Raw genomic sequence first — 20,725 nt, 5'->3', positions numbered from 1 at the left:
CGGTGTGTCCCGCCCCGCTGCACCCGGCCCCCTGAAGCCGGCCCCTCCCCCGCTGCGCGTCGACACCGCGCGCGTCGTCCTCGCCCTGACGGCGCTGTGGGCGCTGGCCCTCGTCGTCCTGCTGCTCCTCGGCGACCGGGTGGACCGCGTGTGGACGTGGACCTGCGTGGCCGGGATCGCGCTGGCCGGCGTGGGCCTGGCGGTGATGCGCCGGCAGGGCCAGCTCGGGCCTCGCCGCTGAGGCAGGGCCGCTAGTCGGTGAGGACGTCGAACTCCGCGGTGTCGTAGCGGGCCGACGTCACGACCTCGGCCGGCTCCCCGACGGCGAGGGTGGCCTGGCTGTGCGCGCCGCAGCCGTAGTCGACGGCGACCACCCGGCCGTCGGCGGGCGCGTACTCGTTGCCGCAGGCGCCGAGCAGGTTCCGCAGCGACCCGGCCAGCGGGAGGAAGAAGCCGCAGGTGCCGCACGGGCCGGGGGCCTGGCGGGCCATGGGCGCGTGCGGGCCGAAGTCCCCGGCCAGCCAGCGGGCGGCCGCGGCGCTGCGCCCCTCGCGGGACATCACCCGCTCCCGGCCCAGGCCGATCTCGCTCGCCGGCGCCTGCGCCTCGGGGTCGGCCGCGGCGTCGTCCTCGGTCGTGTAGGCGGGCACCAGCCGCGGGTCGTCCTCGGTGGCCGGCAGGACGTCGCCCACCGACAGGTCGCCCGGGCGCAGCCGCTCGTGCCAGGGCACCCACGCCGGCGCCAGCAGCGCGGCGTCGCCGGGCAGGAGCACGACCTCGTCGACGGTGGCCACGTCGTCACCGGGGACGTGCGCGAGGGTGACCGCCCAGTGCCAGCCGACGTAGCCGGGCAGCCGGCTGGCGAACGAGTGGGTGACCACCTCGCCGAGGACGGCGGTCGCGGCGTCCCCGGGCTGCTCCGGGGTGGCGCCCAGGTGCTCGCCGACCACCGCGGGGTCGCCGGCGGTCTCCTCGGCCGCGGCGCGGGCGAGGTCGACCGCGCCGGTCAGCACGTCGCTGGGGGCGGGATCGGGGGTCACGGCCCCCATGTTCCCAGACGGGGGTGCCGACGACGCGCACGCGGGGACCCGCGTGATCACGCCCGCCCGGACTGCCCGGCGGGTGCGGCACCATGGGGGCGTGCCGTCGTCGCGTCCGCCCGGGTCCCGCCGGGGCCCGCTGCGCCGGTCGCGGCCGGACCCGGTCCCGCCCGACCGCCTGGACACCACGCAGCTGGACCTGCCCCGCCCGGGGACCCGGCCGCAGGCCGCGGTGCCCTCGCCCGGGCACGTGCCGCCCGCGTACGGCCCGCCCGCGTACGGCCCGCCCACGAACCCCGCGCCGCCCGGGTACGGCCCTCCGCCGCAGGCGCTCCCCCCGGCACCGCCCCCGCAGGAGCAGCCGCCGCAGGCGCAGCCGCGGGTGACCGTCACCCGGGTCGCCGTCGCCCGCACCCGCGAGCTCACCGGCGCGGCCGTCGCCCGGGTGCGCGCCGCCAGCCGCGCCGACGGGGCCGCCGAGAGCGGCCTGACCCAGCTGCTGTGGGTCAACGCCCTGCACATGGCCGGGGACGCGATGGTCGCCGTCTCGCTGGCCGGCACCCTCTTCTTCGCCGCGGCCGCCGACGCGCAGCGCGGCAACGTCGCGCTCTACCTGCTGGTCACGATGGCGCCGTTCGCCGTGGTCGCCCCGGTCATCGGCCCGCTGCTGGACCGGCTGCAGCGCGGCCGCCGCTGGGCGCTCGGGGCGGCCTCGCTGGGGCGGGCGGCGCTGGCGCTGGTCATGGCCGCGCACCAGACCGACTGGCTGCTCTACCCCGCGGCGCTCGGCGTCCTGGTGCTGTCCAAGGCGCACAACGTGCTGCGCGCCGCCGTCGTCCCGCGGGTGCTGCCCGGCGCCATGTCGCTCACCTCGGCCAACGCCCGGCTGTCGGTGTTCGGGCTGGTCACCGCCGGGGTCTTCGGCGGCATCGGCGCCGGCCTGGCCTGGGCCTCCGGCTTCGAGCCGCTGCTGTGGGCGACCGCCGCGGTCTTCGCCGTCACCGGGGTGCTCGCCGTCCGGCTGCCCCGCCACGTCGACGTGCCCACCGGCGAGCAGCCGGCCGACGTGCTCAGCACCGGCCCCGTGCCGGTCGCCGGCCGCCGGCGCCGCCCGGTCAACCCGCACGTGGTGCTGGCGCTGCGGGCCAACGCGGCGCTGCGCGGCCTCGGCGGCTTCCTGACGATCTTCTCCGCGTTCCTCGTCCAGGCCACCGTCTCCGGCGGGTGGGAGGCGAGCCTCGCGCTGGGCGCCATCGCCGGCGCCGCGGGGGCGGGCAGCGTGCTCGGCACCGGCATCGGGTCCCGGCTGTACCACGCCGACCCCGACCGGGTGGTCGTGTGGTCGGCCGGCGCCGCCGCCGCCGTCACCGTGCTCGCCGCGGTGTTCTTCGGCCCGGCCACCGCGGCCGCCGTCGCCGGGGTCGCGGCGGTCGCCAACGCCCTGGGCAAGGTCGCCCTCGACGCGATCATCCAGCGCGAGGTGCCCGAGAGCCTGCGCGCCTCGGCGTTCGCCCGCTCCGAGACCGTCCTGCAGCTGGCCTGGGTCCTCGGCGGCGCGCTCGGGATCGCGCTGCCGCCGATCGGCTGGCTCGGCTTCACCGTCGCCGCCGCGCTGCTCGTGCTCGCCGTCGGGCTGGTGCTGTGGACGCCGCGCCGCCGCCGGTGGGCGCCGGTCGACCCGAACGCCCCCACCGTCCCGGGCGCCGCCCCCGTCGCCCCCGACGCCCCGACCGTGCCGGAGGCACCCCGCCCGTGAAGACCCCCACCCGCGCCGCCGCAGTCCTGCTGGCCGGCGCGCTCCCCGCCGTGCTGACCGGGTGCGGCGGCTCGTCCGGCTCCTCGGACACCCCCCCGGAGGTGACGGTGGCCGCCGGGCCGCAGGAGGTCACCGCGCAGCCCACGCAGTACTGCGGGTCCGGCCAGGGGCAGCGCTACGACGTCACGCCGCCGGTGGTCGAGGTCTCCCCCGACACCCCGATCGAGCTGACCGTGCCCGAGGACGTCGCCGCGAACGGCTGGAGCGTGCAGGTGTTCGACGAGCGCCTCGAGGAGCGGCTCGGCGAGGTCGACGTCGACGCGGGCACGACGACGTTCGACGGGATCAACAGCTCCGACGTCGTCCCGCCGGCCTACTACCTCGTCGTCGTCGAGGACGAGCACGACGACTGCCTGCTCACCGGCTCCTGGCCGGTCGGCTTCCTGCGCGCCGGCGGCGAGGTGGGCACCACACCCACCCCGACGCCGGCCGGCTGACCCTCAGGCCTCGAGGTCCCCGGCGACCGCCCGCAGCACCGCCGCGACCTTGCGCGACTCGGCGCGGTCGGGGTGCCGGCCGCGGCGCAGGGAGTTCGAGACGTCGTCGAGCAGCTTGATGAGGTCCTCGATGATCGGGACCAGCTCGTCGGGCTTCTTCCGCCGGGACTCGGCCACCTTGGCCGCCACCGAGGGCAGCGGGTCGAGGACCCGCACCTGCAGCGCCTGGTCGCCCCGGCGGCCGGCGACGATGCCGAACTCCACGCGCTGCCCCGGCTTGAGCTCGGCGGTGCCCGTGGGCAGGGCGTCCTTGTGCACGAAGACGTCGGGCCCGTCCTCGCGCGAGAGGAAGCCGAAGCCCTTCTCGGGGTTGAACCACTTGACTCTGCCGGTGGGCACGTTGATCCCTCGGGTCGCTTCTGCTCGCGGGTGTCCCGGCACGGGGCCGGCGGACGGCGGCGCGGGCGCACCGCTCGCTGCCAGGTTAGCCGTCCCGCGCACCTGGATTGGCCGGGCGCCGCCCGCGTCCGAGTCCGCCGGGGACCCCGGCCCCCGCACCCGGACCACCGGTTCACCCTCGCCAACGAGCGCATCCTGCTGGCCTGGCTGCGCACCGGGCTGGCGCTGGTCGCCGGCGGGGTGGCGGTGGCGGTGGCGGTGGCGGTGGCGGCGTACGTACCCCGGCTCGGGGCCTCCTGGGGCGGCGGCGCGGTCGGCCTGGCCCTCGTGGCGACCGGCCTCGGCACCGCGCCGGCCGGCTACCGGCGGTGGCGGCGCAACGAGCGGGCGATCGCCACCGACGCCCCGCTGCGCGCCGGCCCCGAGGTCCCGGCACTGGTCGCGCTGGTCTCGGCGGTGGTGCTGCTGGTGGCGGTGCTGCTGGTCGTCGAGGTCGCCTGATGACCGCGCAGGAGACCCAGCCGCAGCGCACCGTCCTCGCCTGGCAGCGCACCGGGCTCGGCCTCCTCGGCGTCGCCGCGGTGCTCGGCTCCCACGCCGTGCTCGACGCGCGGGTGCTGCCCCTGGTCCTCGCGGCCGCGGTGGCGGCGACCGGGCTGGGCGTCCTGGGCGTCCTCGCGCGGCGGCGGGCCCGGACCCCCGCGTCGGCGCCGGCCGCGGTCGCGCTGGCCACCGCCGCCGCCGTCGCGACGGCGGTGGCGGCCGCCGCGACCCCGCTCAGCCGCTGACCACCTCGGGCTCGACGACGCCGAGCCGGCCGAGCAGGTCGAGGAACACGACGGCGAAGTCGTTGTCGGCGACCTCCCGCCGGACGGCGGGCCAGTCGACCTGCTCGCGCAGCGCCCGGGCCACCGGCAGCAGCCGGGAGAAGTCGCAGTAGTGCTCGTCCAGCGTCATGATCTTGGTGACCAGGATGTCGGTGGCCGCGAGGACCGGCATGTGTACCGAGAGGACCGAGACGTCCTCGGCGCGGTCGATGAGGTCGGTCTCCACCGGCTTGCCGCAGGTCCGCCAGAGCACGTCGACGAACGAGTTGCCCTGCACGACCTTGGTCAGCCAGTCCTCGGCCGGGTCCTCCACCTGCAGGCCGGCGTCGGCGAGCACCTTGACCGCCCGCTCGGCCTCGGCCGCGGGCACGAGGAAGTCCGCGTCGTGGTCCGGCTCGGGGGCGCCACGCACGAACGCGGCGTAGCCGCCGCACAGGGCGAAGGGCACGCCGCCCTCCTTGAGGGCCACGGCGGTGCGCTTGAGGAGGTCACGGATCTCGTCGCGGTCGGAGGGCAGCACGGGGTGCGTCTACCCGGCGTCCGGCCGGTCACGCACGGTTGAGCCCCGCCCGCGGGGGCACGGGAGACCCCGTGCGCATCGCGACCTTCAACATCCTGCACGGGCGCTCACCCGAGGACGACCGGGTCGACGTCGACCGGCTCGCCACGGCGGTGAAGACGCTGGACGCCGACGTCCTGGCGCTGCAGGAGGTCGACCGCGACCAGCCCCGCTCGATGAACGCCGACCTCACCGCGGTGGCCGCCGAGGCGATGGGCGCGGTCGACCACCAGTTCGTGGCCGCGCTGTCGGGGACGCCCGGCGGCACGTGGATGGCCGCCACCGGCGACGAGCAGCCCGGCGCGGCCAGCTACGGCGTCGCGCTGCTGTCGCGGTACCCGGTGGTGTCCTGGCGGGTGGTGCGGCTGCCGACGCTGCCCGGCCGGGTGCCGGTGTGGTTCCGCGGCGCGCGGGCGCCGCAGCTGGTCAGCGAGGAGCCGCGGGTCGCCGTCGCCGGCGTCGTCGACGGGCCGACCGGGCAGTTCACCGTCACCTGCACGCACCTGTCGTTCGTGCCGTACTGGAACACCGTCCAGCTGCGCCGGCTGGTGCGGTCCCTGCGCGGGACGCGCGAGCCGCTGCTGGTCCTCGGCGACCTCAACATGGAGCCGCGCAAGGCCGCCCGGGTCAGCGGGCTGCGGCCGCTGGCCGCCGGGCTGACCTTCCCCGCCGACGTCCCGGTCCGGCAGCTGGACCACGTGCTGGCCCGTGGGCCGGTGACCGCCACCGGCCCGGCCGAGGTGGTGCGGCTGCCGCTGTCGGACCACCGGGCGCTGGTGGTGCCGTGCGCGGTCGGGTGAGGCGGTTGGCGTCGTGACAGCGACGGGTGTCACGATCAGCCCATGGCTGCGTCCGACGTCGGCACCCGCGCGTTCACCCTGGTCGCCTCGGCGGTGCGCCTGGTCGCCTCGCTGGTGGCGGCGGTGATCGTGGTCCACGCGGTGTTCACCTTCTTCGAGGCGAACCCCGCGAACACCCTGGTGTCGGCCGCCGCGGACGTCCGGGAGAACCTGGGCTGGTTCACCGTCGACCTGTTCCGCCCGTCGGACCCGCGCATCGGCGAGACGATCAACGCCACGATCGCCGCGCTGGTCTGGGTCGTCGTCGGCACCCTGGTGTCCAGGCTGCTCGTGAAGCTCGCCCCCTAGGCGTTGCGGACCGCGGCCGCCGCCTCCAGGCCCAGTTCCTTCACCGACACCTCGCGCATCTCGACCTTGCGGACCTTGCCGGTCACCGTCATCGGGAAGCCCTCGACGACCTTGACGTAGCGGGGCACCTTGTAGTGCGCCAGCTTGCCGGCGCAGAACTCCCGCAGCGCCTCCGGCGTGAGCGGCTCGGCGCCCTCGCGCAGCCGCACCCAGGCCATGAGCTCCTCGCCGTACCGCTCGTCGGGCACGCCGATCACCTGCGCGTCGACGACGTCCGGGTGGGTGTAGAGGAACTCCTCGACCTCGCGCGGGTACACGTTCTCCCCGCCGCGGATGACCATGTCCTTGATCCGGCCGACGATGTTGAGGTAGCCGGCCTCGTCCATGACGGCGAGGTCGCCGGTGTGCATCCAGCGGGCGGCGTCGATCACCTCGGCGGTCTTCTCCGGCTCGTCCCAGTAGCCGAGCATCACCGAGTAGCCGCGGGTGCAGAACTCCCCCGGCGTCCCGCGCGGCACGGTGATGCCGGTCTCGGGGTCGACGACCTTGACCTCCAGGTGCGGGTGCACCCGGCCCACGGTCGAGGTGCGGCGGTCGAGGTCGTCGTCGGCGCCGGTCTGGGTGGAGACCGGGGAGGTCTCGGTCATGCCGTAGCAGATGGTCACCTCGGTCATGCCCATCTCGGCGACCACCCGCTTCATCACCTCCACCGGGCACGGCGAGCCGGCCATGATCCCGGTGCGCAGGCTGGAGAGGTCGTAGGTGCCGAAGTCCGGCAGCGCCAGCTCGGCGATGAACATGGTCGGGACGCCGTACAGCGACGTGCACCGCTCGTCCTGCACCGCCCGCAGCGTGGCCGCCGGGTCGAAGGCGGGCGCGGGGATGACCATCGTGGCGCCGTGGCTGGTGGCCCCGAGGTTGCCCATGCCCATGCCGAAGCAGTGGTAGTACGGCACCGGGATGCAGATGCGGTCCGCCTCGGTGTAGCCGCAGCCCTCGCCCACGAAGAACCCGTTGTTGAGCAGGTTGTGGTGGGACAGCGTGGCACCCTTGGGGAAGCCGGTGGTCCCCGACGTGTACTGGATGTTGATCGGGTCGTCGGGCGAGAGCTCGGCGGCGCGCTCGGCCAGCAGCCCGCGGTCGGCGGCCCGGCCGGTGTCCAGCAGCCGCTCCCACTCCGGGTCGCCGAGGAAGACGACCTCGCGCAGGTCGGGGCAGTCGTCGCGGACCTCGGCCACCATCGCCCGGTAGTCGCTGGTCTTGAACTCCGGCGCGGCGACCAGCACCGAGATGCCCGCCTGCTTCAGCACGTAGGCCAGCTCGTGCGTGCGGTACGCCGGGTTGATGTTGACCAGGATGGCGCCGAGCTTGGCGGTGCCGTACTGGACGAACACCCACTCGGCGCAGTTGGGCGCCCAGATGCCGACCCGGTCGCCCTTCTGCACGCCGAGGGCGTCGAGGCCGAGGGCGCAGGCGTCGACGTCGGCGACCAGCTGCGGGTACGTCCAGCGGCGGCCGGTGGCGCACTCGACGAGCGCCTCGTGGTCGCCCACCCGCGCCGCCGTCCGGTCGAGGTCCGCACCGATCGTGTCCCCCAGCAGGGGGACGGTCGAGGTGCCGCTGGCGTAGGACGGCAGCGCGGGGGTGGTCACGGCCGCCGGTTCTCGGGCAGCTGCACCCCGGCCCGGTTGGGCTTGTCGGTGGGGTGCGCGTAGCGGATGCGGTCCGGCGGGAGCGGGAAGCTGTGGTCCTCGCCGAACGGCGACAGCGGGCCGGCCATCTCACCGAGGAACTCGGTGACCGGCGGGCCAGCGTTCTCCGACCGGCCCCAGGTCGGCTCCACCAGGTGGGCGTGCTTCTCGTTGCGCTTGGCCATCTCGCCTCCGTGTCCGGTGCGCTCCCCCGGGGGGCGCACGTGCGGCGTCATTCTCGCGTGCCCCTGGTCCTACCCGCAGCAGCCCCGCCCACGTCACCCCCGTTCGCGGGGAGCGCGGCGGGCGGCCCGGGCCGACCGGGCGCCGTAGAGGCTGGGCAGCCCCTCGGCGGTGAGCACCCACTCCCCCGGGCCGACCGGTGCGAGCCGCACCTCGCCGCCGTCGAGCCCCTGCACCTGGCGGGTGCGCCAGACCGAGGTGCTCACCAGCGTCAGCCGCACCGGCTCGTGGGTGGGGTCCCACTCGTCGTAGCCCTCGGGCTCGAAGGCGACGATCGCCGGCCCGGCGATGCGCAGCAGCCCGCGCTGCCAGGGGACGGCGGCCAGCGCCCGCCGCCAGCGCAGGGCGCGGGCCAGCGCGCCCAGGCCCGCACCGGCGGCGACCAGCCCGCCGACGACCAGCCCGACGACGACCGTCCCGGCCAGCGGCACCGGCCGGCCGCGGTCCTCCGCGAGGGCGACGGCGACCGCGCCGAGCAGCACGGCCAGGACGACGGCGATCAGCCCGCCCGCCAGCCAGCGCAGCGCGCCGGCCCGGTAGCCCTCGAGGGCGGTCCGGGTGTGCGGGTCGTCGGCGGCCGGCTGCACGGCGTCCATGCTGGCAGGACCGGCCGTCCAGGCGGCACGGGCGGGCGCGGACGTAACGTGGTCCGGATGCCTGCCGACCGCCCCGCCACGCTGGCCGCGTGGCTGCGCACCCGCAGCGACGCCCAGCTCGGGGCGCTGCTGGCCGCGCGGCCCGACGTGGCCCGGCCCGCGCCCTCCGACGTCGTCGCGCTGGCCGGCCGGCTGGCGGTGCCCGTGTCGGTGGACCGCGCCCTCGACGACCTCGACGCCGCCACCCTGCAGGTGCTCGACGTGGTGCTGCTCGCCCCCACCGACGGCATGGACGCCGCCGACGTCGTCGCGGCGCTGCCCGGGCTGCCCGAGGACGTCGTCGACGCGGCGATCGAGCGGCTGACCACCCGGGCGCTGCTCTGGGGCGACGAGGTCCTGCACGCCCCCGACCAGGTGCGCCGCGCCGTCCGCCACCCCGCGGGCCTGGGCCGCCGGGCCGTCGAGCTGCGGGTGACCCTGCCCGCCGACCTCGCCGCCACCGTCGGCGGGCTGGCCCCCGCCGAGCGCGAGGTGCTCGAGCGGCTGGCCGGCGACCGCCCGGTCGGGCACCTGCCCGAGGCCGGCGGCGGCGCCGCCTCCCCCGCCCGGCGGCTGCTGCAGGCCGGGCTGCTGGCCCGCATCGACGCGCTCAACGTCGAGCTGCCGCGCGAGATCGGGCTGCTGCTGCGCGGGGAGCTCCCCTACGGCCCGCCGCGGCCGCGCCCGGAGCCCGCCGCCGTCGAGCGGGACCCGGCCGCGGTCGACCGGCAGGCCGCCGGCGCGGCGCTGGAGGCGGTCGGGCGGGTCGGCGAGCTGCTGGCGGTGCTCGAGGAGGAGCCGGCCGGGCTGCTGCGCAGCGGCGGGGTCGCCGTCCGCGACCGCAAGCGGCTGGCCAGGGCGCTGTCGGTGTCCGAGGCCGACGCCGGGTGGCTGCTGGAGCTGGCCTTCGCCGCGGCGCTGCTCGACGTCGGCGGTCCGCACCGCGACGAGTGGCTGCCCACCCGCGGCTACGACCTGTGGCGCGAGCAGCCGCTGCCCGACCGGTGGGCGACCCTGGTCGCCGGCTGGCTGGACAGCACCCGGCTGCCCTCGCTGGTCGGGTCGCGGGACATGGCGGGCAAGGCGGTCAACGCGCTGTCCCCGGACCTGGTCCGGCACACCGCCCCGACGATCCGCCGCTCGGCGCTGGCCGCGCTGCTCGACGCGCCGCCCGGCCACGGGCTGGCGCCCGACGACCTGGTCGCGCTGCTGCGCTGGCGGACCCCGCGCCGCGCCGACAGGCTCGCGCCGGTGCCGGACATGCTCGCCGAGGCCGCGCGGCTCGGCGTCCTGGTGGGCGGGGTGCTGTCCTCCGGCGGGCGCGGCCTGCTGACCCGCGGCGAGGAGGGCGCCGCCGACGGGGTGCAGGGGCTGCTGCCCGAGCCGGTCGACCACGTCCTCGCCCAGCCCGACCTCACCCTCGTCGCGCCCGGCCCGCTGGTGTCCGACCTCGCCGACACCCTCGCCGTCGTCGCCGACGTCGAGTCCTCCGGCGGGGCGACGGTGTTCCGGGTGTCGGAGTCCTCGGTGCGGCGGGCGCTGGACGCCGGGTGGTCGGCCACCGACCTGCACGAGTTCCTCGCCCGCGCCTCGCGGACGCCGGTGCCGCAGGCGCTGCGGTACCTGGTCGACGACGTCGCGCGGCAGCACGGCCGGCTGCGGGTCGGCGCGATCGAGTGCTACGTCCGCTCCGACGACCACGGGCTGCTGTCCCAGGTGCTCGGCGACCGGCGGACGGCGGGTGCCGAGCTGCGCCGGCTGGCCCCGGGCGTGCTGGTCAGCGGGCTGGGCGCCGACGAGGTGCTCACCGTGCTGCGGGCCGCCGGGTACGCGCCGGCCGGGGAGTCGCCGGGCGGTGCGGTCCTGACCCGCCCGCCGGCCCGGCCGCGCGCCGCCGGCCGCCGTCCCGGGCCGCCGCCGTCGGCCGCCGGGCGCCCGCTGACGCCGGCCGAGGCGGAGGCGACCGTCCGCGAGATCCGGGCCGGCGACGCCGCGCTCGCCGCCCGGCCCACCGCGCCGATCCGGCAGGTCCCCGGGGTCACCACCGCGGGCACGCTGGAGCTGCTGTCCCGCGCCATCCGCGACGGCGCCCCGGTGTGGCTGGGCTACGTCGACGCCCAGGGCAGCGGCAGCCAGCGCGTGGTGCAGCCGGTGTCACTGGCCGGTGGTTTCCTCCAGGGGTGGGACGAGCGCCGGCAGGAGAACCGCACCTTCGCGGTGCACCGGATCACCTCGGTCGCGCTGGTCGACGAGGAAGCACCGGCCGCCGGCAACAGTTGACCTGACAGACGCCCACCCGCCGAGGAGAGGCCCCCATCCCCGTGAACGACGGACCCCTCATCGTCCAGTCGGACAAGACCCTGCTGCTCGAGGTCGACCACCCGGCCGCCCGCGAGTGCCGCGCGGCCATCGCGCCGTTCGCCGAGCTCGAGCGCTCCCCCGAGCACGTGCACACCTACCGCGTCACCCCGCTGGCGCTGTGGAACGCCCGCGCCGCCGGGCACGACGCCGAGCAGGTCGTCGACGCGCTGGTCCGCTACTCGCGCTACCCGGTGCCGCACGCGCTGCTGGTCGACGTCGCCGACACGATGGACCGCTTCGGCCGGCTGACGCTGGTCAACAACCCGGTGCACGGGCTGGTGCTCACCACGACCGACCGCGCGGTGCTCGAGGAGGTCATCCGCTCCAAGCGGGTGGCGCCGATGCTCGGCGCGCGGATCGACCCCGACACGATCGTGGTGCACCCCTCCGAGCGCGGCCGGCTCAAGCAGGCGCTGCTCAAGGTGGGCTGGCCGGCCGAGGACCTCGCCGGCTACGTCGACGGGCAGGCGCACCCGATCGAGCTGGCCCAGGACGGCTGGCACCTGCGCGACTACCAGCAGGAGGCCGTCGACGGGTTCTGGGCCGGCGGCTCGGGCGTCGTCGTCCTCCCCTGCGGCGCGGGCAAGACGCTGGTCGGCGCCGCGGCGATGGCCCAGGCCCGGGCGACCACGCTGATCCTGGTGACCAACACCGTCTCCGGGCGGCAGTGGAAGCGCGAGCTGCTGGCGCGCACCACGCTCACCGAGGACGAGATCGGCGAGTACTCGGGCGAGCGCAAGGAGATCCGCCCGGTCACCATCGCGACCTACCAGGTGATGACCACCCGCCGGAAGGGCGAGTACCGGCACCTGGACCTGTTCGACGCGCAGGACTGGGGCCTCATCGTCTACGACGAGGTGCACCTGCTGCCGGCGCCGATCTTCCGGCTCACCGCCGACCTGCAGTCCCGCCGCCGGCTCGGGCTGACCGCCACGCTCGTGCGCGAGGACGGTCGGGAGGACGACGTCTTCTCGCTGATCGGGCCCAAGCGCTACGACGCGCCGTGGAAGGACATCGAGTCCCAGGGCTACATCGCCCCGGCCGAGTGCATCGAGGTGCGGGTCGGGCTCGACGACGAGGAGCGGATGACCTACGCCGTCGCCGAGCCCGAGGAGCGGTACCGGATCGCGGCGACGGCGTCGTCGAAGCTGCCGGTGATCCGGCGGGTGCTCGACCGGCACCCCGACGAGCAGAAGCTGGTCATCGGCGCCTACCTCGACCAGCTCGAGGAGCTCGGGCGGACCCTGGACGCCCCGGTGATCCAGGGGTCGACCACCAACCGCGAGCGGGAGAAGCTCTTCGACGCGTTCCGCGCCGGGGAGGTCAAGACGCTCGTCGTCTCGAAGGTCGCCAACTTCTCCATCGACCTGCCCGAGGCCGCGGTCGCCGTCCAGGTGTCGGGGACCTTCGGGTCGCGGCAGGAGGAGGCGCAGCGGCTGGGCCGGGTGCTGCGGCCGAAGGCCGACGGCCGGCAGGCGCACTTCTACACGGTGGTCAGCCGCGACACCCTCGACGCCGAGTACGCCGCCCACCGGCAGCGCTTCCTCGCCGAGCAGGGCTACGCGTACACGATCGTCGACGCCGCCGACCTGGCCGGCCCGGGCGAGGTCAACGGCCCCGACTGGGTCGACGAGCCCGCCGACTGAAGCCCTCCTCAGCCCTCGCCGCGGCCCCCTGGTCCCCGTGACCCGGGGGCCGCGGTCGTCTCACTCCTCGGTGAGCTCGTGCAGGACGTCAGCGGCATCGGCGTTGCCCTCCTCGGCGAGCCGGCGCAGCTCGGCGAGGTCGCCGAGCTCGCTCGCCCGCTCGACGAGCTCGTCCGCGGCGTCGCGCGAGCCGAGATCGGCCAGCCGGCGCAGCTCGGCGAGGTCGCCGCGCTCCCCGGCGAGCTGGATCAGTTCGTCGACGGCGTCGCGGTCGCCCTTCGCCGCGCGTTCGCGGAGTCCCGCGTACTCGGGCTCGGTCATGCCTTCAGGATGCCCGCGTGGCCGGCGAACGGGACCTGGATCGGCTCCTGACCGGCATGGCGCCACGGCGCGCGCCGGGGACGTACGTGTCGCGACCGTCCCGGGCCCGGAGGTGCCGGCCGGGCTGACGCCGTTCGCCACCGTGCGGGAAGACGAGGGCCTGACGGTGGTCGTCCTCCGCGAGGAGGCCGACCGGGCCGGGCCGGCGTCCGACTTCCCCGCCGCCCGCGTGACGCTGCACGTCCACTCGGACCTCGCCGCCGTGGGGCTGACCGCGGCGGTGAGCACCGCGCTCGCCGCCGCCGGGATCAGCTGCAACGTGGTGGCCGGGTACCACCACGACCACCTGTTCGTCCCCGTCGGCGACGCCGACCGTGCGCTCGCGGTGCTGGAGGGCCTGACCTCCTGAGGCGGTGGCCGTCCTCACCACCCGGGACGGCCGGGGTGCCACGGTGGAGGCGGGACCGCAGCGGATCCCCCGACGAGCGGCGCCGCACCCGGACAGCGACAGGACGGCGTCCTCGGGAGTCGTCGTCTCCCGGCTCGTCGTCGTCCCGTCCGGTGCCCTCGAGTCGGTGTGGGCGAACCGCGCTCGGCCTCCTGCTCGGCATCGTCGGTCGCGTGATCGGGTTCGAGCTCACGCACTGAGCGCGTGGCTCGGCACGGCGGGGCGGATGGGGCCGGCGGGACGCGCCGGACCGGTCCGTTCCCGATGTGAGGCCTGCCACGCGGGACCGGTGGGCGAGTGCGGAACCGCAGGTCAGGTGAGTGCTTCGTGCCGCGTATACGACGCCCGCGGGCGGGCGCGCGGGAGGTGGCCGGTTGGGCGTGTCCCCCCGCGCGCAGGCAGGATGGGCCGCGAGATGGCGAGTGCAGCACGGGCGGGGGCGGTCGCCCCGCAGACGACCAGCCGACCGCTCCGGGCCTGGCAGCAGGCGGCGCTCGAGCGCTACGAGGAGACCTCCCCCAAGGACTTCCTGGTCACCGCGACCCCGGGCGCCGGGAAGACCACCTTCGCGCTGACGCTGGCCTCGCGGCTGCTGCAGCGGCGCGAGGTGGCCCGCGTGATCGTGGTCTGCCCGACCGACCACCTGCGGATGCAGTGGGCCGACGCCGCCGACCGGATGGGCATCGTCCTCGACCCGGGCCTGACCAACGCGGTCGGCCCTGTGCGCGCCGGCACCCAGGGCTACGTGACGACGTACGCGCAGGTCGCGGGCAAGCCGATGCTGCACGCCGCGCGCGCCACCGCCGTCAAGACGCTGGTCATCCTCGACGAGGTGCACCACGCCGGCGACGGCCTGTCGTGGGGCGAGGCGATCGAGGAGGCCTACGGCTTCGCCGCCCGCCGGCTGTGCCTGACCGGGACGCCGTTCCGCACCAAGCCCGACGAACGGATCCCCTTCGTGCGCTACGAGGAGGACGGCTTCGAGGGCGACGCCGGGGAGGTCGGCGCCGGGCTGGTCAGCCGCGCCGACTACACCTACGGCTACAAGGAGGCGCTGGCCGACAACGTCGTCCGCCCGGTCGTCTTCGCCGCCTACACCGGCACCTCGCGCTGGCGGAACTCCGCCGGTGAGGTCGTGGCCGCGTCGCTGTCGGAGGCCGGCACCCGCTCGGTGGAGATGGCCGCCTGGCGCACCGCGCTGGACCCCAAGGGCCAGTGGGTGCCGCACGTCGTCGCCGCGATGGACGACCGGATCACCCAGCTGCGCGAGCACGGCGGCATGCCCGACGCCGCGGGGCTGATCCTCGCCAGCGACCAGGACGACGCCCGCGCCTACGCCCGCATCGTCAAGCGGATCACCGGCAAGGCGCCCGAGCTGATCCTGTCCGACGACCCCAAGGCGTCGAAGAAGATCGAGCGCTTCTCGGCCGGATCGGCGCGGATCGCCGTCTGCGTGCGGATGATCTCCGAGGGCGTCGACGTCCCGCGCGCCGCCGTCCTGGCGTGGATGACCTCCTACCGGACGCCGCTGTTCTTCGCCCAGGCCGTCGGCCGCGTCGTCCGCTCCCGGGCGGCGCACGAGACGGCGACGGTGTTCCTCCCCGCGGTGCGGCCGCTGCTCGGCCTGGCCGCGTCCATGGAGAAGGAACGCAACCACGTCATGCCGCCGCCGAAGGCCAAGGACCCCGAGGCGCTCGACCTCGACCCGCTGCCGCCCAAGGAGCGCGAGGCGGTCGGCCTCAAGCAGTGGGAGGCGCTGGAGGCCGAGGCCCGGTTCGCGCACGTGCTGCACGGCGGGACGGCGCACACCGGCGAGGGCTCCGGCGCGGTCGCCGTCGCGCCGGAGGACGAGGAGTTCCTCGGCATCCCCGGGCTGCTCACCGCCGAGCAGACGGCGTCGCTGCTGGCCAAGCGCGACGACGAGCTGCGGCTGCGGATCGCCCAGCGGGTGCACGAGGAGGACACCGGCGAGCTGCCGATCGTCGAGGACCACCCCGACGAGGACGACGCCGGTCGCGGCTGGCGCGACGTCGCCGAGCTGCGGCGGGAGATCAACCGCCTGGTCAGCCGGGTGTCGGCGAAGACGTCGACGCCGCACGCGGTGGTGCACACACAGCTGCGCCAGCACGTGCCCGGCCCGCCGTCGGCCTCCGCGCCGGTCGAGGTCCTGCGCGCCCGCCGGGAGCGCCTCCGCACGATGCTCTGAGGCCTCCCGCCCCGGGACCGCGCCGCGGGGGACCGGTCCCGGGGCGGACGCCACGGGCCTAGTCTCCCGGCGTGGCGCCTCCCGTGAGGTACGCCCCCTGCGGGGACCTCAGCATCGCCTACCAGCTCCTGGGCGAGGGCCCGGACCTGGTCCTGGTGCCGGGCTTCGTCTCGCACCTCGACCTGGCCTGGGAGGAACCCCACCTCGCCCGGTTCCTGCGCGGACTGGCGTCGTTCAACCGCCTCATCTGGTTCGACCGCCGCGGCACCGGGCTCTCCGACCCCGCTCCCCGCCCGCTGACGCTGTCCGACGCGGTGGACGACGTCCGCGCGGTCCTCCACGCGGCCGGCTCCTCCGGGGCCTGCCTGTTCGGGGTCGCCGTCGGTTCCGCCATCTGCACGGCCATGGCCCGGGACCGGCCGGAGGAGGTCCACTCGCTGGTGCTCTGGGGCGCACACGCGCGGCTGCTGGCGGCTCCCGGCTACCCGGCCGGCTGGACCGAGGCGTTCTTCGACGAGGTGGTCGCCGGGATCGACGCGGACTGGACGAGCGGGCGCAGCGCGGGCGTCATGAACCCGTCCCTGGCCGGGGACGACCGCTACCGGGACTGGTTCCTCCGCAACGCACGGGCCGCGGCCAGCCCGGCACAGGCGCGGGAACTGTTCCGCCTCTGCGCGACGGTGGACCTGCGGACGTCCCTGGCGGCGGTCCGGGCCCCCACCCTGCTCCTGCACCGGCGCGACGATCCCTGGCTCTCGGTCGACCACTCCCGCTACGTCGCGGCACGGCTGCCGGCCGCCCGTCTCGTGGAGTTGCCAGGGGTCGACCACTGGCCGTGGATCGGTGACCAGGACGCCGTCCTGGACGAGGTGGCCGGCTTCCTCACCGGCAGCCGCACCCGCCGGCGACGGCCGGCCTGGGGACCGGACGCGCTCACGGCCCGCGAGCGGCAGGTCCTGGGCCTGGCCGTCGAGGGCCTCAGCGCCCCGGTCATCGGGGTCCGGCTGTTCATCAGCGAGCGCACGGTGGAGACGCACATCGCCAGCGCGTACCGGAAGCTCGGCGTCACCTCCCGCGTCGAGCTCGCCCGCAGGGCCCGGGATCTCGGCCTGTGACCGGACGCCGAAGACCCGTACCCGTACGGATGCCCGCTCGCCGGCGCCCTGCCTAGCGTCGCTCCACGCCGGGGACGACGTGGAGGGGGACGCCATGGAGGAGCGGAGGAGCCCGGTGGCCGAACGCGGGACGAGCGCGCTCGTGCGGGACATGACGGCGGCAGCCGGACGCCCCGGCTTCGGCCCGGATCAGGCGGCCGCGGTACTGGGCCGCTTCCTCGACGACCGGACGGCACGGCTGGACGACCTCCACCTGCACCGACCCGGCGACGAGCCGTGGGCCCTGTACACCCTGGCGCGAGCGCCGGACCGGAGCTGGTCCATGGTCGTGGCGGTCTTCGCGCCCGGAGCCCGCGCACCGGTGCACGACCACGGCTCGTGGGCGGTGATCGGCATCTACCGCGGGCAGGAACGTGAGGTGTGGTTCCGGCCGGGCGGTGGACGGGGCGCCGCACTCCTGGAGGACCGCGTGCTGGTCAACCTGCCCGGGACCGTGCACGTCGTCCCGGACGGGACGATCCACACCGTCGAGGCACTCGACGAGGCCGTGTCGATCCACGTCTACGGCACCGACATCGTGCTGCAGGAGCGGAACACGTACGACCCGGTCACCGGGGCGGTGGAGCGGTACCGCCCGGCGTTCAGGGACGCCGTCGACGACTGACGCCCGTCACGACGGCGCGGGCAGGAGACCTCGCGATGCCGCGAGGGCGACGGCCTCGGTGCGGCTGCCGGCGCCGAGCTTGGCCAGGATGTTGCTCACGTGCACGCTGGCGGTCTTCTCGCTGATGAACAGCTCGCTGCCGATCTGCCGGTTGGTGCGGCCGCGGGCGAGCAGGGCCAGCACCTCGGTCTCGCGCGGGGTGAACACCGCCGCGGTCTCCACCACCCGCCCGGCGCCGGGCAGCTCCAGCCGCGCCCGGCGGGCCAGCGCGGTGACCGCGGCCAGCAGCGGCGCGGCGCCCAGCTCGCGCGCGGTCCGCGCGGCGGCGGAGAGCGGCTCCAGCGCCGCCTCCCGGTCGCCGGCGGCGACCAGGGCCTCGGCCAGCCGCCACCGGCAGCGGGCGTGCTCGTACACGTGCCCGTAGCCGAACGCCTCGACGGCGGCCGCCCACAGCTCCGGCGCCGGGCGCCCGGCCAGCCGCGCGGCCTCGGCCTCCACCCGGGCGACCCACGCCGCCGCCTCGACCCCGTGCGGGCCGATCAGCCGCGCGTGCGCCTCCACCGCGGAGTGCGCGATCCCCACCAGCGACTCCCCCGCCGCCGTCCACTCCCGCTCCGCGGCGGCGTCCCCGGTCAGCCGGGCCGTGGCCGCGGCGTCGCCGACCGGCGCCAGCGCGGTCGCGGCGAGCCGGACGACGGCGAGGCGGTCGTCGCCCCACAGCCCGGTCAGCGTCTCCGTGGCCGACCGCGCGGTGGCCAGGGCGGTGGCCGGGTCACCGGCCCACGCGGCCAGGTCGATCTCCGCGCCGGCGGTGGCCAGGAGCAGCAGCACGTGCGCGTCGAGCCGGCCGACCAGGCCGCGCGCCCACGCGATCCGCTCCGCGGCGGCCGGGTCGCCGCGGCCGACCTGCACGAGCAGCCCGGCCGCCCGCACGTGCGCGGCCATCTCGGGCACCCGGGCCAGCCGGTCGGCCAGCGCCAGGCTGCCGTCCCAGTCGCCGACGACGTACCGCGAGACGACGCCGAGGTGGCGCAGCTCCGCGGCGTAGAAGGACCACTCGACGCCGAGCTCCGCCGCCCGCGCCAGCGCGGTGTCGCTCCACCGCAGCGTCTCGCCCGAGCAGCCGGCCTCGTAGGCGACGATCGCCAGGTTGAACAGCACCCGCATCTCGACGTCGGGGTCCCCCGACCGGCGGGCGCGGGCCAGCGCCTCCTCCAGCCGCGCCGGCAGCTCCTCCCCGCCGCGCGAGCGGGCCAGCGACACCGCGACGTCGGCCCACGCGCCGTCGAGCCCCAGCGCGTCGGCCGCGGCCAGCGCCTCCTCGGCGGCGGCGTCGCCCTCGGCGCGGCGGCCCACGTCGTAGCAGACGCGGGCGTGCGTGGCCGCGGCCCAGGTGCGCACCGGCGAGGGCGGGTCGGCCGGCACCAGCGCCATCGCCGCCGTGCTCTCCCGCAGCGCGGCGGCCTGGTCCTCGATGCGGCCCAGCGCCTGCGCCAGCGTCGAGTGCACCCGCGCGCGCAGCTCCCGGTCGCCGTCCGGGCCGAGCAGGTCCTGCGCCGAGCGCAGCAGCGCCACCGCCCGGTGCAGCTCCCCGCCGCGGCGGGCGGCGGCCGCGGTGTCCAGCAGCAGCTCCGCCTGCGACCGTCCGGCCCGCGCCGCCGCGTCGGGCACCGCCGGCCACAGCGCCAGCACCGCCTCCAGGTGCTGCAGCTGCTCGGCCGGCGCCGCCAGCCGCCGCGCCTCGTCGGCGGCGTCCAGGGAGGCCGACAGGGCGCCGGCCAGGTCGTTGCTCTCCCGCAGGTGGTGCGCCCGCTCCGCGGCGGTGCCCGCCCCCGGGACGCCGGCCAGGTGCGCGGCGACCGCGGCGTGCAGCCGGACGCGCTCGCCGGGCAGCAGGTCGGCCAGCACCGCCTCGCGCACCAGGGCGTGCCGGAACCGGTAGGCGCCGTCCGGGTCGACGACGAGCAGGTGCGAGTGCACCGCCTCGCCCAGCGCCGCCTCCAGGTCGGCCGGCGCCAGCCCGCCCACCGCGGCCACCAGCTCGTGCCGCACCCGCCGGCCGGCGACCGCGGCCACCCGCAGCACCTGCTGCCCGGCCGGGGTCAGCTGCTCCACCCGGGCCAGCAGCACGTCGGTGAGCAGCAGCGGCAGCGACTCCCCCGCGAGCCCCGCGGCCAGCAGCTCCTCGGCGTAGAACGCGTTGCCCTCCGCGCGGGCGACGACGTCGTCCACGGTGCGGTCGGGCACGCCCGCGGCCAGCCCGCGCACCAGCTGCTCGACGTCGGCGTCGGGCAGCGGGCCGAGGTCCAGCCGCTCGACGCCGGGCAGCCGGACCAGCTCGGCGAGCAGCGGCCGCAGCGGGTGGCGGCGGTGCAGGTCGTCGGAGCGGTAGGAGGCGACGACGGCGACCGGCTCGCCGGTCAGCCGGGCCAGCAGGTAGCGGACCAGGTCGCGGCTGGAGCGGTCGGCCCAGTGCAGGTCCTCGAGCACCACCAGCAACGGGGTGTCGGCGGCCAGCCCGGACAGCGCGGTGGCGACCGCCTCGAACAGCTGCAGCCGGCCGTCGTCGACCGGCGGGCGCAGCGCGCGGACCGGGCTGCCCAGGTCGGCCGCCTCGGGCTCGCGCGCGGCGGCCGAGCGGGCGGCGAACAGCGCGGCGGCCCCGTCGCCGAGCTCGTCGGCGACGGGGCGCAGCAGGTCGACGAAGGGCAGGTAGGGCAGGCCGACCTCGCCGAGGTCGACGCAGTGCCCGGTGAGCACCCGCAGGCCGCGGGCGGCCGCGCGTCCCGTCAGCTCGTCGAGCAGGCGGGACTTGCCGACGCCGGCGTCCCCGGCCACCAGCACGGCCGCGCCGCGGCCGGCGACCGCCCGGTCGACGGCGGACAGGAGGGTGGCCAGCTCCGCCGTCCGCCCCACCAGGGGGCGCTCGTCCCACCGCGCCACGTCGGCGATCGTGGCACGGACCCCCGACGGGACGGCCGCCAGCGGCCCCCTCCAGGGCACCGCCCCGAGCTCGCGAGGGGTGGGGAGGAGGGGCTCCTCCTTCAGCGGGACCGCCGGGAGCGCCACGGCCCGCGGCGGGTGCGGGTGCCGCGGCCGAGCTCCCGCAGCACCTCGCGGCGGTAGGCGAGCTCGGCCTCGAGTCCCGGGTTGGGGTAGACGTTCACGA

Annotated in this window: 22 protein-coding genes and 1 riboswitch; of the genes, 13 read left to right on the top strand and 9 right to left on the bottom strand. The window is 76.7% G+C overall.

Translation table 11 applies throughout. From position 1 onward, the window contains the following. Positions 1–4: 4 nt before the first annotated feature. Positions 5–241, top strand: coding sequence for a DUF2530 domain-containing protein (locus ACI79L_RS10900; RefSeq protein WP_456936803.1), 237 nt, complete (start codon positions 5–7; stop codon positions 239–241). Between the two features lie 10 nt (positions 242–251). On the opposite strand, the gene ACI79L_RS10895 is transcribed toward ACI79L_RS10900, so the two are convergent. Then, the gene (locus ACI79L_RS10895; protein ID WP_456936802.1) at positions 252–1,049 is read right to left on the bottom strand and encodes a DUF3027 domain-containing protein; all 798 of its coding nucleotides are present in this window, start codon (positions 1,047–1,049) and stop codon (positions 252–254) included. Between the two features lie 91 nt (positions 1,050–1,140). On the opposite strand from ACI79L_RS10895, the gene ACI79L_RS10890 reads away from it, so the two are divergent. Continuing rightward, on the top strand, positions 1,141–2,796 hold the full coding sequence (locus ACI79L_RS10890) for an MFS transporter (RefSeq protein WP_456936801.1): 1,656 nt from the start codon (positions 1,141–1,143) through the stop codon (positions 2,794–2,796). Next, positions 2,793–3,293, top strand: a complete 501-nt coding sequence (locus ACI79L_RS10885; protein ID WP_456936800.1) for a DUF2771 family protein — start codon at positions 2,793–2,795, stop codon at positions 3,291–3,293. The genes ACI79L_RS10890 and ACI79L_RS10885 overlap by 4 nt, the downstream gene beginning before the upstream one ends. Positions 3,294–3,296: 3 nt before the next feature. Here the strand turns inward: ACI79L_RS10885 and ACI79L_RS10880 are convergent, their stop codons facing one another. Then, complete coding sequence (locus ACI79L_RS10880) at positions 3,297–3,692, bottom strand: cold-shock protein (RefSeq protein ID WP_456928080.1); 396 nt, start codon at positions 3,690–3,692, stop codon at positions 3,297–3,299. A 30-nt stretch (positions 3,693–3,722) separates the two neighbouring features. Between ACI79L_RS10880 and ACI79L_RS10875 the strand changes: the two genes are divergently transcribed. Together ACI79L_RS10875 and ACI79L_RS10870 are read left to right on the top strand one after the other, a co-directional pair. Continuing rightward, on the top strand, positions 3,723–4,193 hold the full coding sequence (locus ACI79L_RS10875; protein ID WP_456936799.1) for a DUF202 domain-containing protein: 471 nt from the start codon (positions 3,723–3,725) through the stop codon (positions 4,191–4,193). Beyond that, entirely contained in the window at positions 4,193–4,480 is a 288-nt protein-coding gene (locus ACI79L_RS10870) for a DUF202 domain-containing protein (RefSeq protein ID WP_456936798.1), read from the top strand. Before ACI79L_RS10875 ends, ACI79L_RS10870 begins: the two co-directional genes overlap by 1 nt. Here the strand turns inward: ACI79L_RS10870 and ACI79L_RS10865 are convergent. Next, the gene (locus ACI79L_RS10865) at positions 4,470–5,039 is read right to left on the bottom strand and encodes a nucleotidyltransferase family protein (protein ID WP_456936797.1); all 570 of its coding nucleotides are present in this window, start codon (positions 5,037–5,039) and stop codon (positions 4,470–4,472) included. The genes ACI79L_RS10870 and ACI79L_RS10865 overlap by 11 nt on opposite strands. A 71-nt stretch (positions 5,040–5,110) precedes the next feature. Between ACI79L_RS10865 and ACI79L_RS10860 the strand changes: the two genes are divergently transcribed. Continuing rightward, on the top strand, positions 5,111–5,878 hold the full coding sequence (locus ACI79L_RS10860) for an endonuclease/exonuclease/phosphatase family protein (protein WP_456936796.1): 768 nt from the start codon (positions 5,111–5,113) through the stop codon (positions 5,876–5,878). A 42-nt stretch (positions 5,879–5,920) separates the two neighbouring features. Beyond that, positions 5,921–6,226 (top strand): hypothetical protein, encoded by a 306-nt coding sequence (locus ACI79L_RS10855; protein ID WP_456936795.1) that lies wholly within the window; start codon positions 5,921–5,923, stop codon positions 6,224–6,226. Here ACI79L_RS10855 and ACI79L_RS10850 read toward each other — a convergent pair. The 3 genes from ACI79L_RS10850 to ACI79L_RS10840 all read right to left on the bottom strand — a co-directional run bounded on the left by ACI79L_RS10850 (position 6,223) and on the right by ACI79L_RS10840 (position 8,756). After that, positions 6,223–7,878 carry an AMP-binding protein gene (locus tag ACI79L_RS10850; RefSeq protein WP_456936794.1) on the bottom strand — a complete coding sequence of 552 codons (1,656 nt, stop codon included), beginning with the start codon at positions 7,876–7,878 and terminating at the stop codon, positions 6,223–6,225. The genes ACI79L_RS10855 and ACI79L_RS10850 overlap by 4 nt on opposite strands. Next, positions 7,875–8,102, bottom strand: coding sequence for a hypothetical protein (locus ACI79L_RS10845; RefSeq protein WP_456936793.1), 228 nt, complete (start codon positions 8,100–8,102; stop codon positions 7,875–7,877). Before ACI79L_RS10845 ends, ACI79L_RS10850 begins: the two co-directional genes overlap by 4 nt. 93 nt (positions 8,103–8,195) lie before the next feature. Continuing rightward, positions 8,196–8,756 carry a hypothetical protein gene (locus tag ACI79L_RS10840; protein ID WP_456936792.1) on the bottom strand — a complete coding sequence of 187 codons (561 nt, stop codon included), beginning with the start codon at positions 8,754–8,756 and terminating at the stop codon, positions 8,196–8,198. A gap of 57 nt (positions 8,757–8,813) precedes the next feature. On the opposite strand from ACI79L_RS10840, the gene ACI79L_RS10835 reads away from it, so the two are divergent. Both ACI79L_RS10835 and ACI79L_RS10830 read left to right on the top strand, forming a co-directional pair. After that, entirely contained in the window at positions 8,814–11,075 is a 2,262-nt protein-coding gene (locus ACI79L_RS10835) for a helicase-associated domain-containing protein (protein WP_456936791.1), read from the top strand. 41 nt (positions 11,076–11,116) lie between these two features. After that, positions 11,117–12,802 carry a DNA repair helicase XPB gene (locus ACI79L_RS10830; protein ID WP_456936790.1) on the top strand — a complete coding sequence of 562 codons (1,686 nt, stop codon included), beginning with the start codon at positions 11,117–11,119 and terminating at the stop codon, positions 12,800–12,802. A gap of 60 nt (positions 12,803–12,862) precedes the next feature. Here ACI79L_RS10830 and ACI79L_RS10825 read toward each other — a convergent pair whose 3' ends face one another. Next, a complete protein-coding gene (locus ACI79L_RS10825; RefSeq protein WP_456936789.1) occupies positions 12,863–13,123 on the bottom strand; it encodes a hypothetical protein in 261 nt (86 codons plus the stop codon). Here ACI79L_RS10825 and ACI79L_RS10820 point away from each other — a divergent pair. The 4 genes from ACI79L_RS10820 to ACI79L_RS10805 all read left to right on the top strand — a co-directional run bounded on the left by ACI79L_RS10820 (position 13,122) and on the right by ACI79L_RS10805 (position 17,556). Next, positions 13,122–13,532 carry an ACT domain-containing protein gene (locus ACI79L_RS10820; protein ID WP_456936788.1) on the top strand — a complete coding sequence of 137 codons (411 nt, stop codon included), beginning with the start codon at positions 13,122–13,124 and terminating at the stop codon, positions 13,530–13,532. The two genes, ACI79L_RS10825 and ACI79L_RS10820, sit on opposite strands and share 2 nt — an antisense overlap. 48 nt (positions 13,533–13,580) lie before the next feature. Then, a riboswitch (guanidine-III (ykkC-III) riboswitch) is annotated at positions 13,581–13,645 on the top strand. A 341-nt stretch (positions 13,646–13,986) separates the two neighbouring features. Then, entirely contained in the window at positions 13,987–15,777 is a 1,791-nt protein-coding gene (locus ACI79L_RS10815; RefSeq protein WP_456936787.1) for a DEAD/DEAH box helicase, read from the top strand. A gap of 71 nt (positions 15,778–15,848) precedes the next feature. Next, complete coding sequence (locus tag ACI79L_RS10810; RefSeq protein WP_456936786.1) at positions 15,849–16,892, top strand: alpha/beta fold hydrolase; 1,044 nt, start codon at positions 15,849–15,851, stop codon at positions 16,890–16,892. A 115-nt stretch (positions 16,893–17,007) separates the two neighbouring features. Then, the gene (locus tag ACI79L_RS10805; protein ID WP_456936785.1) at positions 17,008–17,556 is read left to right on the top strand and encodes a hypothetical protein; all 549 of its coding nucleotides are present in this window, start codon (positions 17,008–17,010) and stop codon (positions 17,554–17,556) included. Between the two features lie 6 nt (positions 17,557–17,562). On the opposite strand, the gene ACI79L_RS10800 is transcribed toward ACI79L_RS10805, so the two are convergent. Together ACI79L_RS10800 and ACI79L_RS10795 are read right to left on the bottom strand one after the other, a co-directional pair. Further along, entirely contained in the window at positions 17,563–20,499 is a 2,937-nt protein-coding gene (locus tag ACI79L_RS10800; protein ID WP_456936784.1) for a helix-turn-helix transcriptional regulator, read from the bottom strand. Positions 20,500–20,600: 101 nt separating this feature from the next. Then, on the bottom strand, positions 20,601–20,723 hold the full coding sequence (locus tag ACI79L_RS10795) for a hypothetical protein (protein ID WP_456936783.1): 123 nt from the start codon (positions 20,721–20,723) through the stop codon (positions 20,601–20,603). Between the last annotated feature and the right edge of the window lie 2 nt (positions 20,724–20,725).

Source organism: Geodermatophilus sp. SYSU D00684 (assembly GCF_054050455.1).
Note: the sequence above shows the minus strand (reverse complement) of the source record. Positions and strands in the feature narration are given on the sequence as shown.

Bases quoted from the DNA above. Each gene is read 5' to 3' on its own strand.
- ACI79L_RS10895 (WP_456936802.1), bottom strand. From the start codon at position 1,049: ATGGGGGCCGTGACCCCCGATCCCGCCCCCAGCGACGTGCTGACCGGC.
- ACI79L_RS10870 (WP_456936798.1), top strand. From the start codon at position 4,193: ATGACCGCGCAGGAGACCCAGCCGCAGCGCACCGTCCTCGCCTGGCAG.
- ACI79L_RS10855 (WP_456936795.1), top strand. From the start codon at position 5,921: ATGGCTGCGTCCGACGTCGGCACCCGCGCGTTCACCCTGGTCGCCTCG.
- ACI79L_RS10845 (WP_456936793.1), bottom strand. From the start codon at position 8,102: ATGGCCAAGCGCAACGAGAAGCACGCCCACCTGGTGGAGCCGACCTGG.
- ACI79L_RS10840 (WP_456936792.1), bottom strand. From the start codon at position 8,756: ATGGACGCCGTGCAGCCGGCCGCCGACGACCCGCACACCCGGACCGCC.
- ACI79L_RS10835 (WP_456936791.1), top strand. From the start codon at position 8,814: ATGCCTGCCGACCGCCCCGCCACGCTGGCCGCGTGGCTGCGCACCCGC.
- ACI79L_RS10820 (WP_456936788.1), top strand. From the start codon at position 13,122: ATGCCTTCAGGATGCCCGCGTGGCCGGCGAACGGGACCTGGATCGGCT.
- ACI79L_RS10825 (WP_456936789.1), bottom strand. From the start codon at position 13,123: ATGACCGAGCCCGAGTACGCGGGACTCCGCGAACGCGCGGCGAAGGGC.
- ACI79L_RS10815 (WP_456936787.1), top strand. From the start codon at position 13,987: ATGGCGAGTGCAGCACGGGCGGGGGCGGTCGCCCCGCAGACGACCAGC.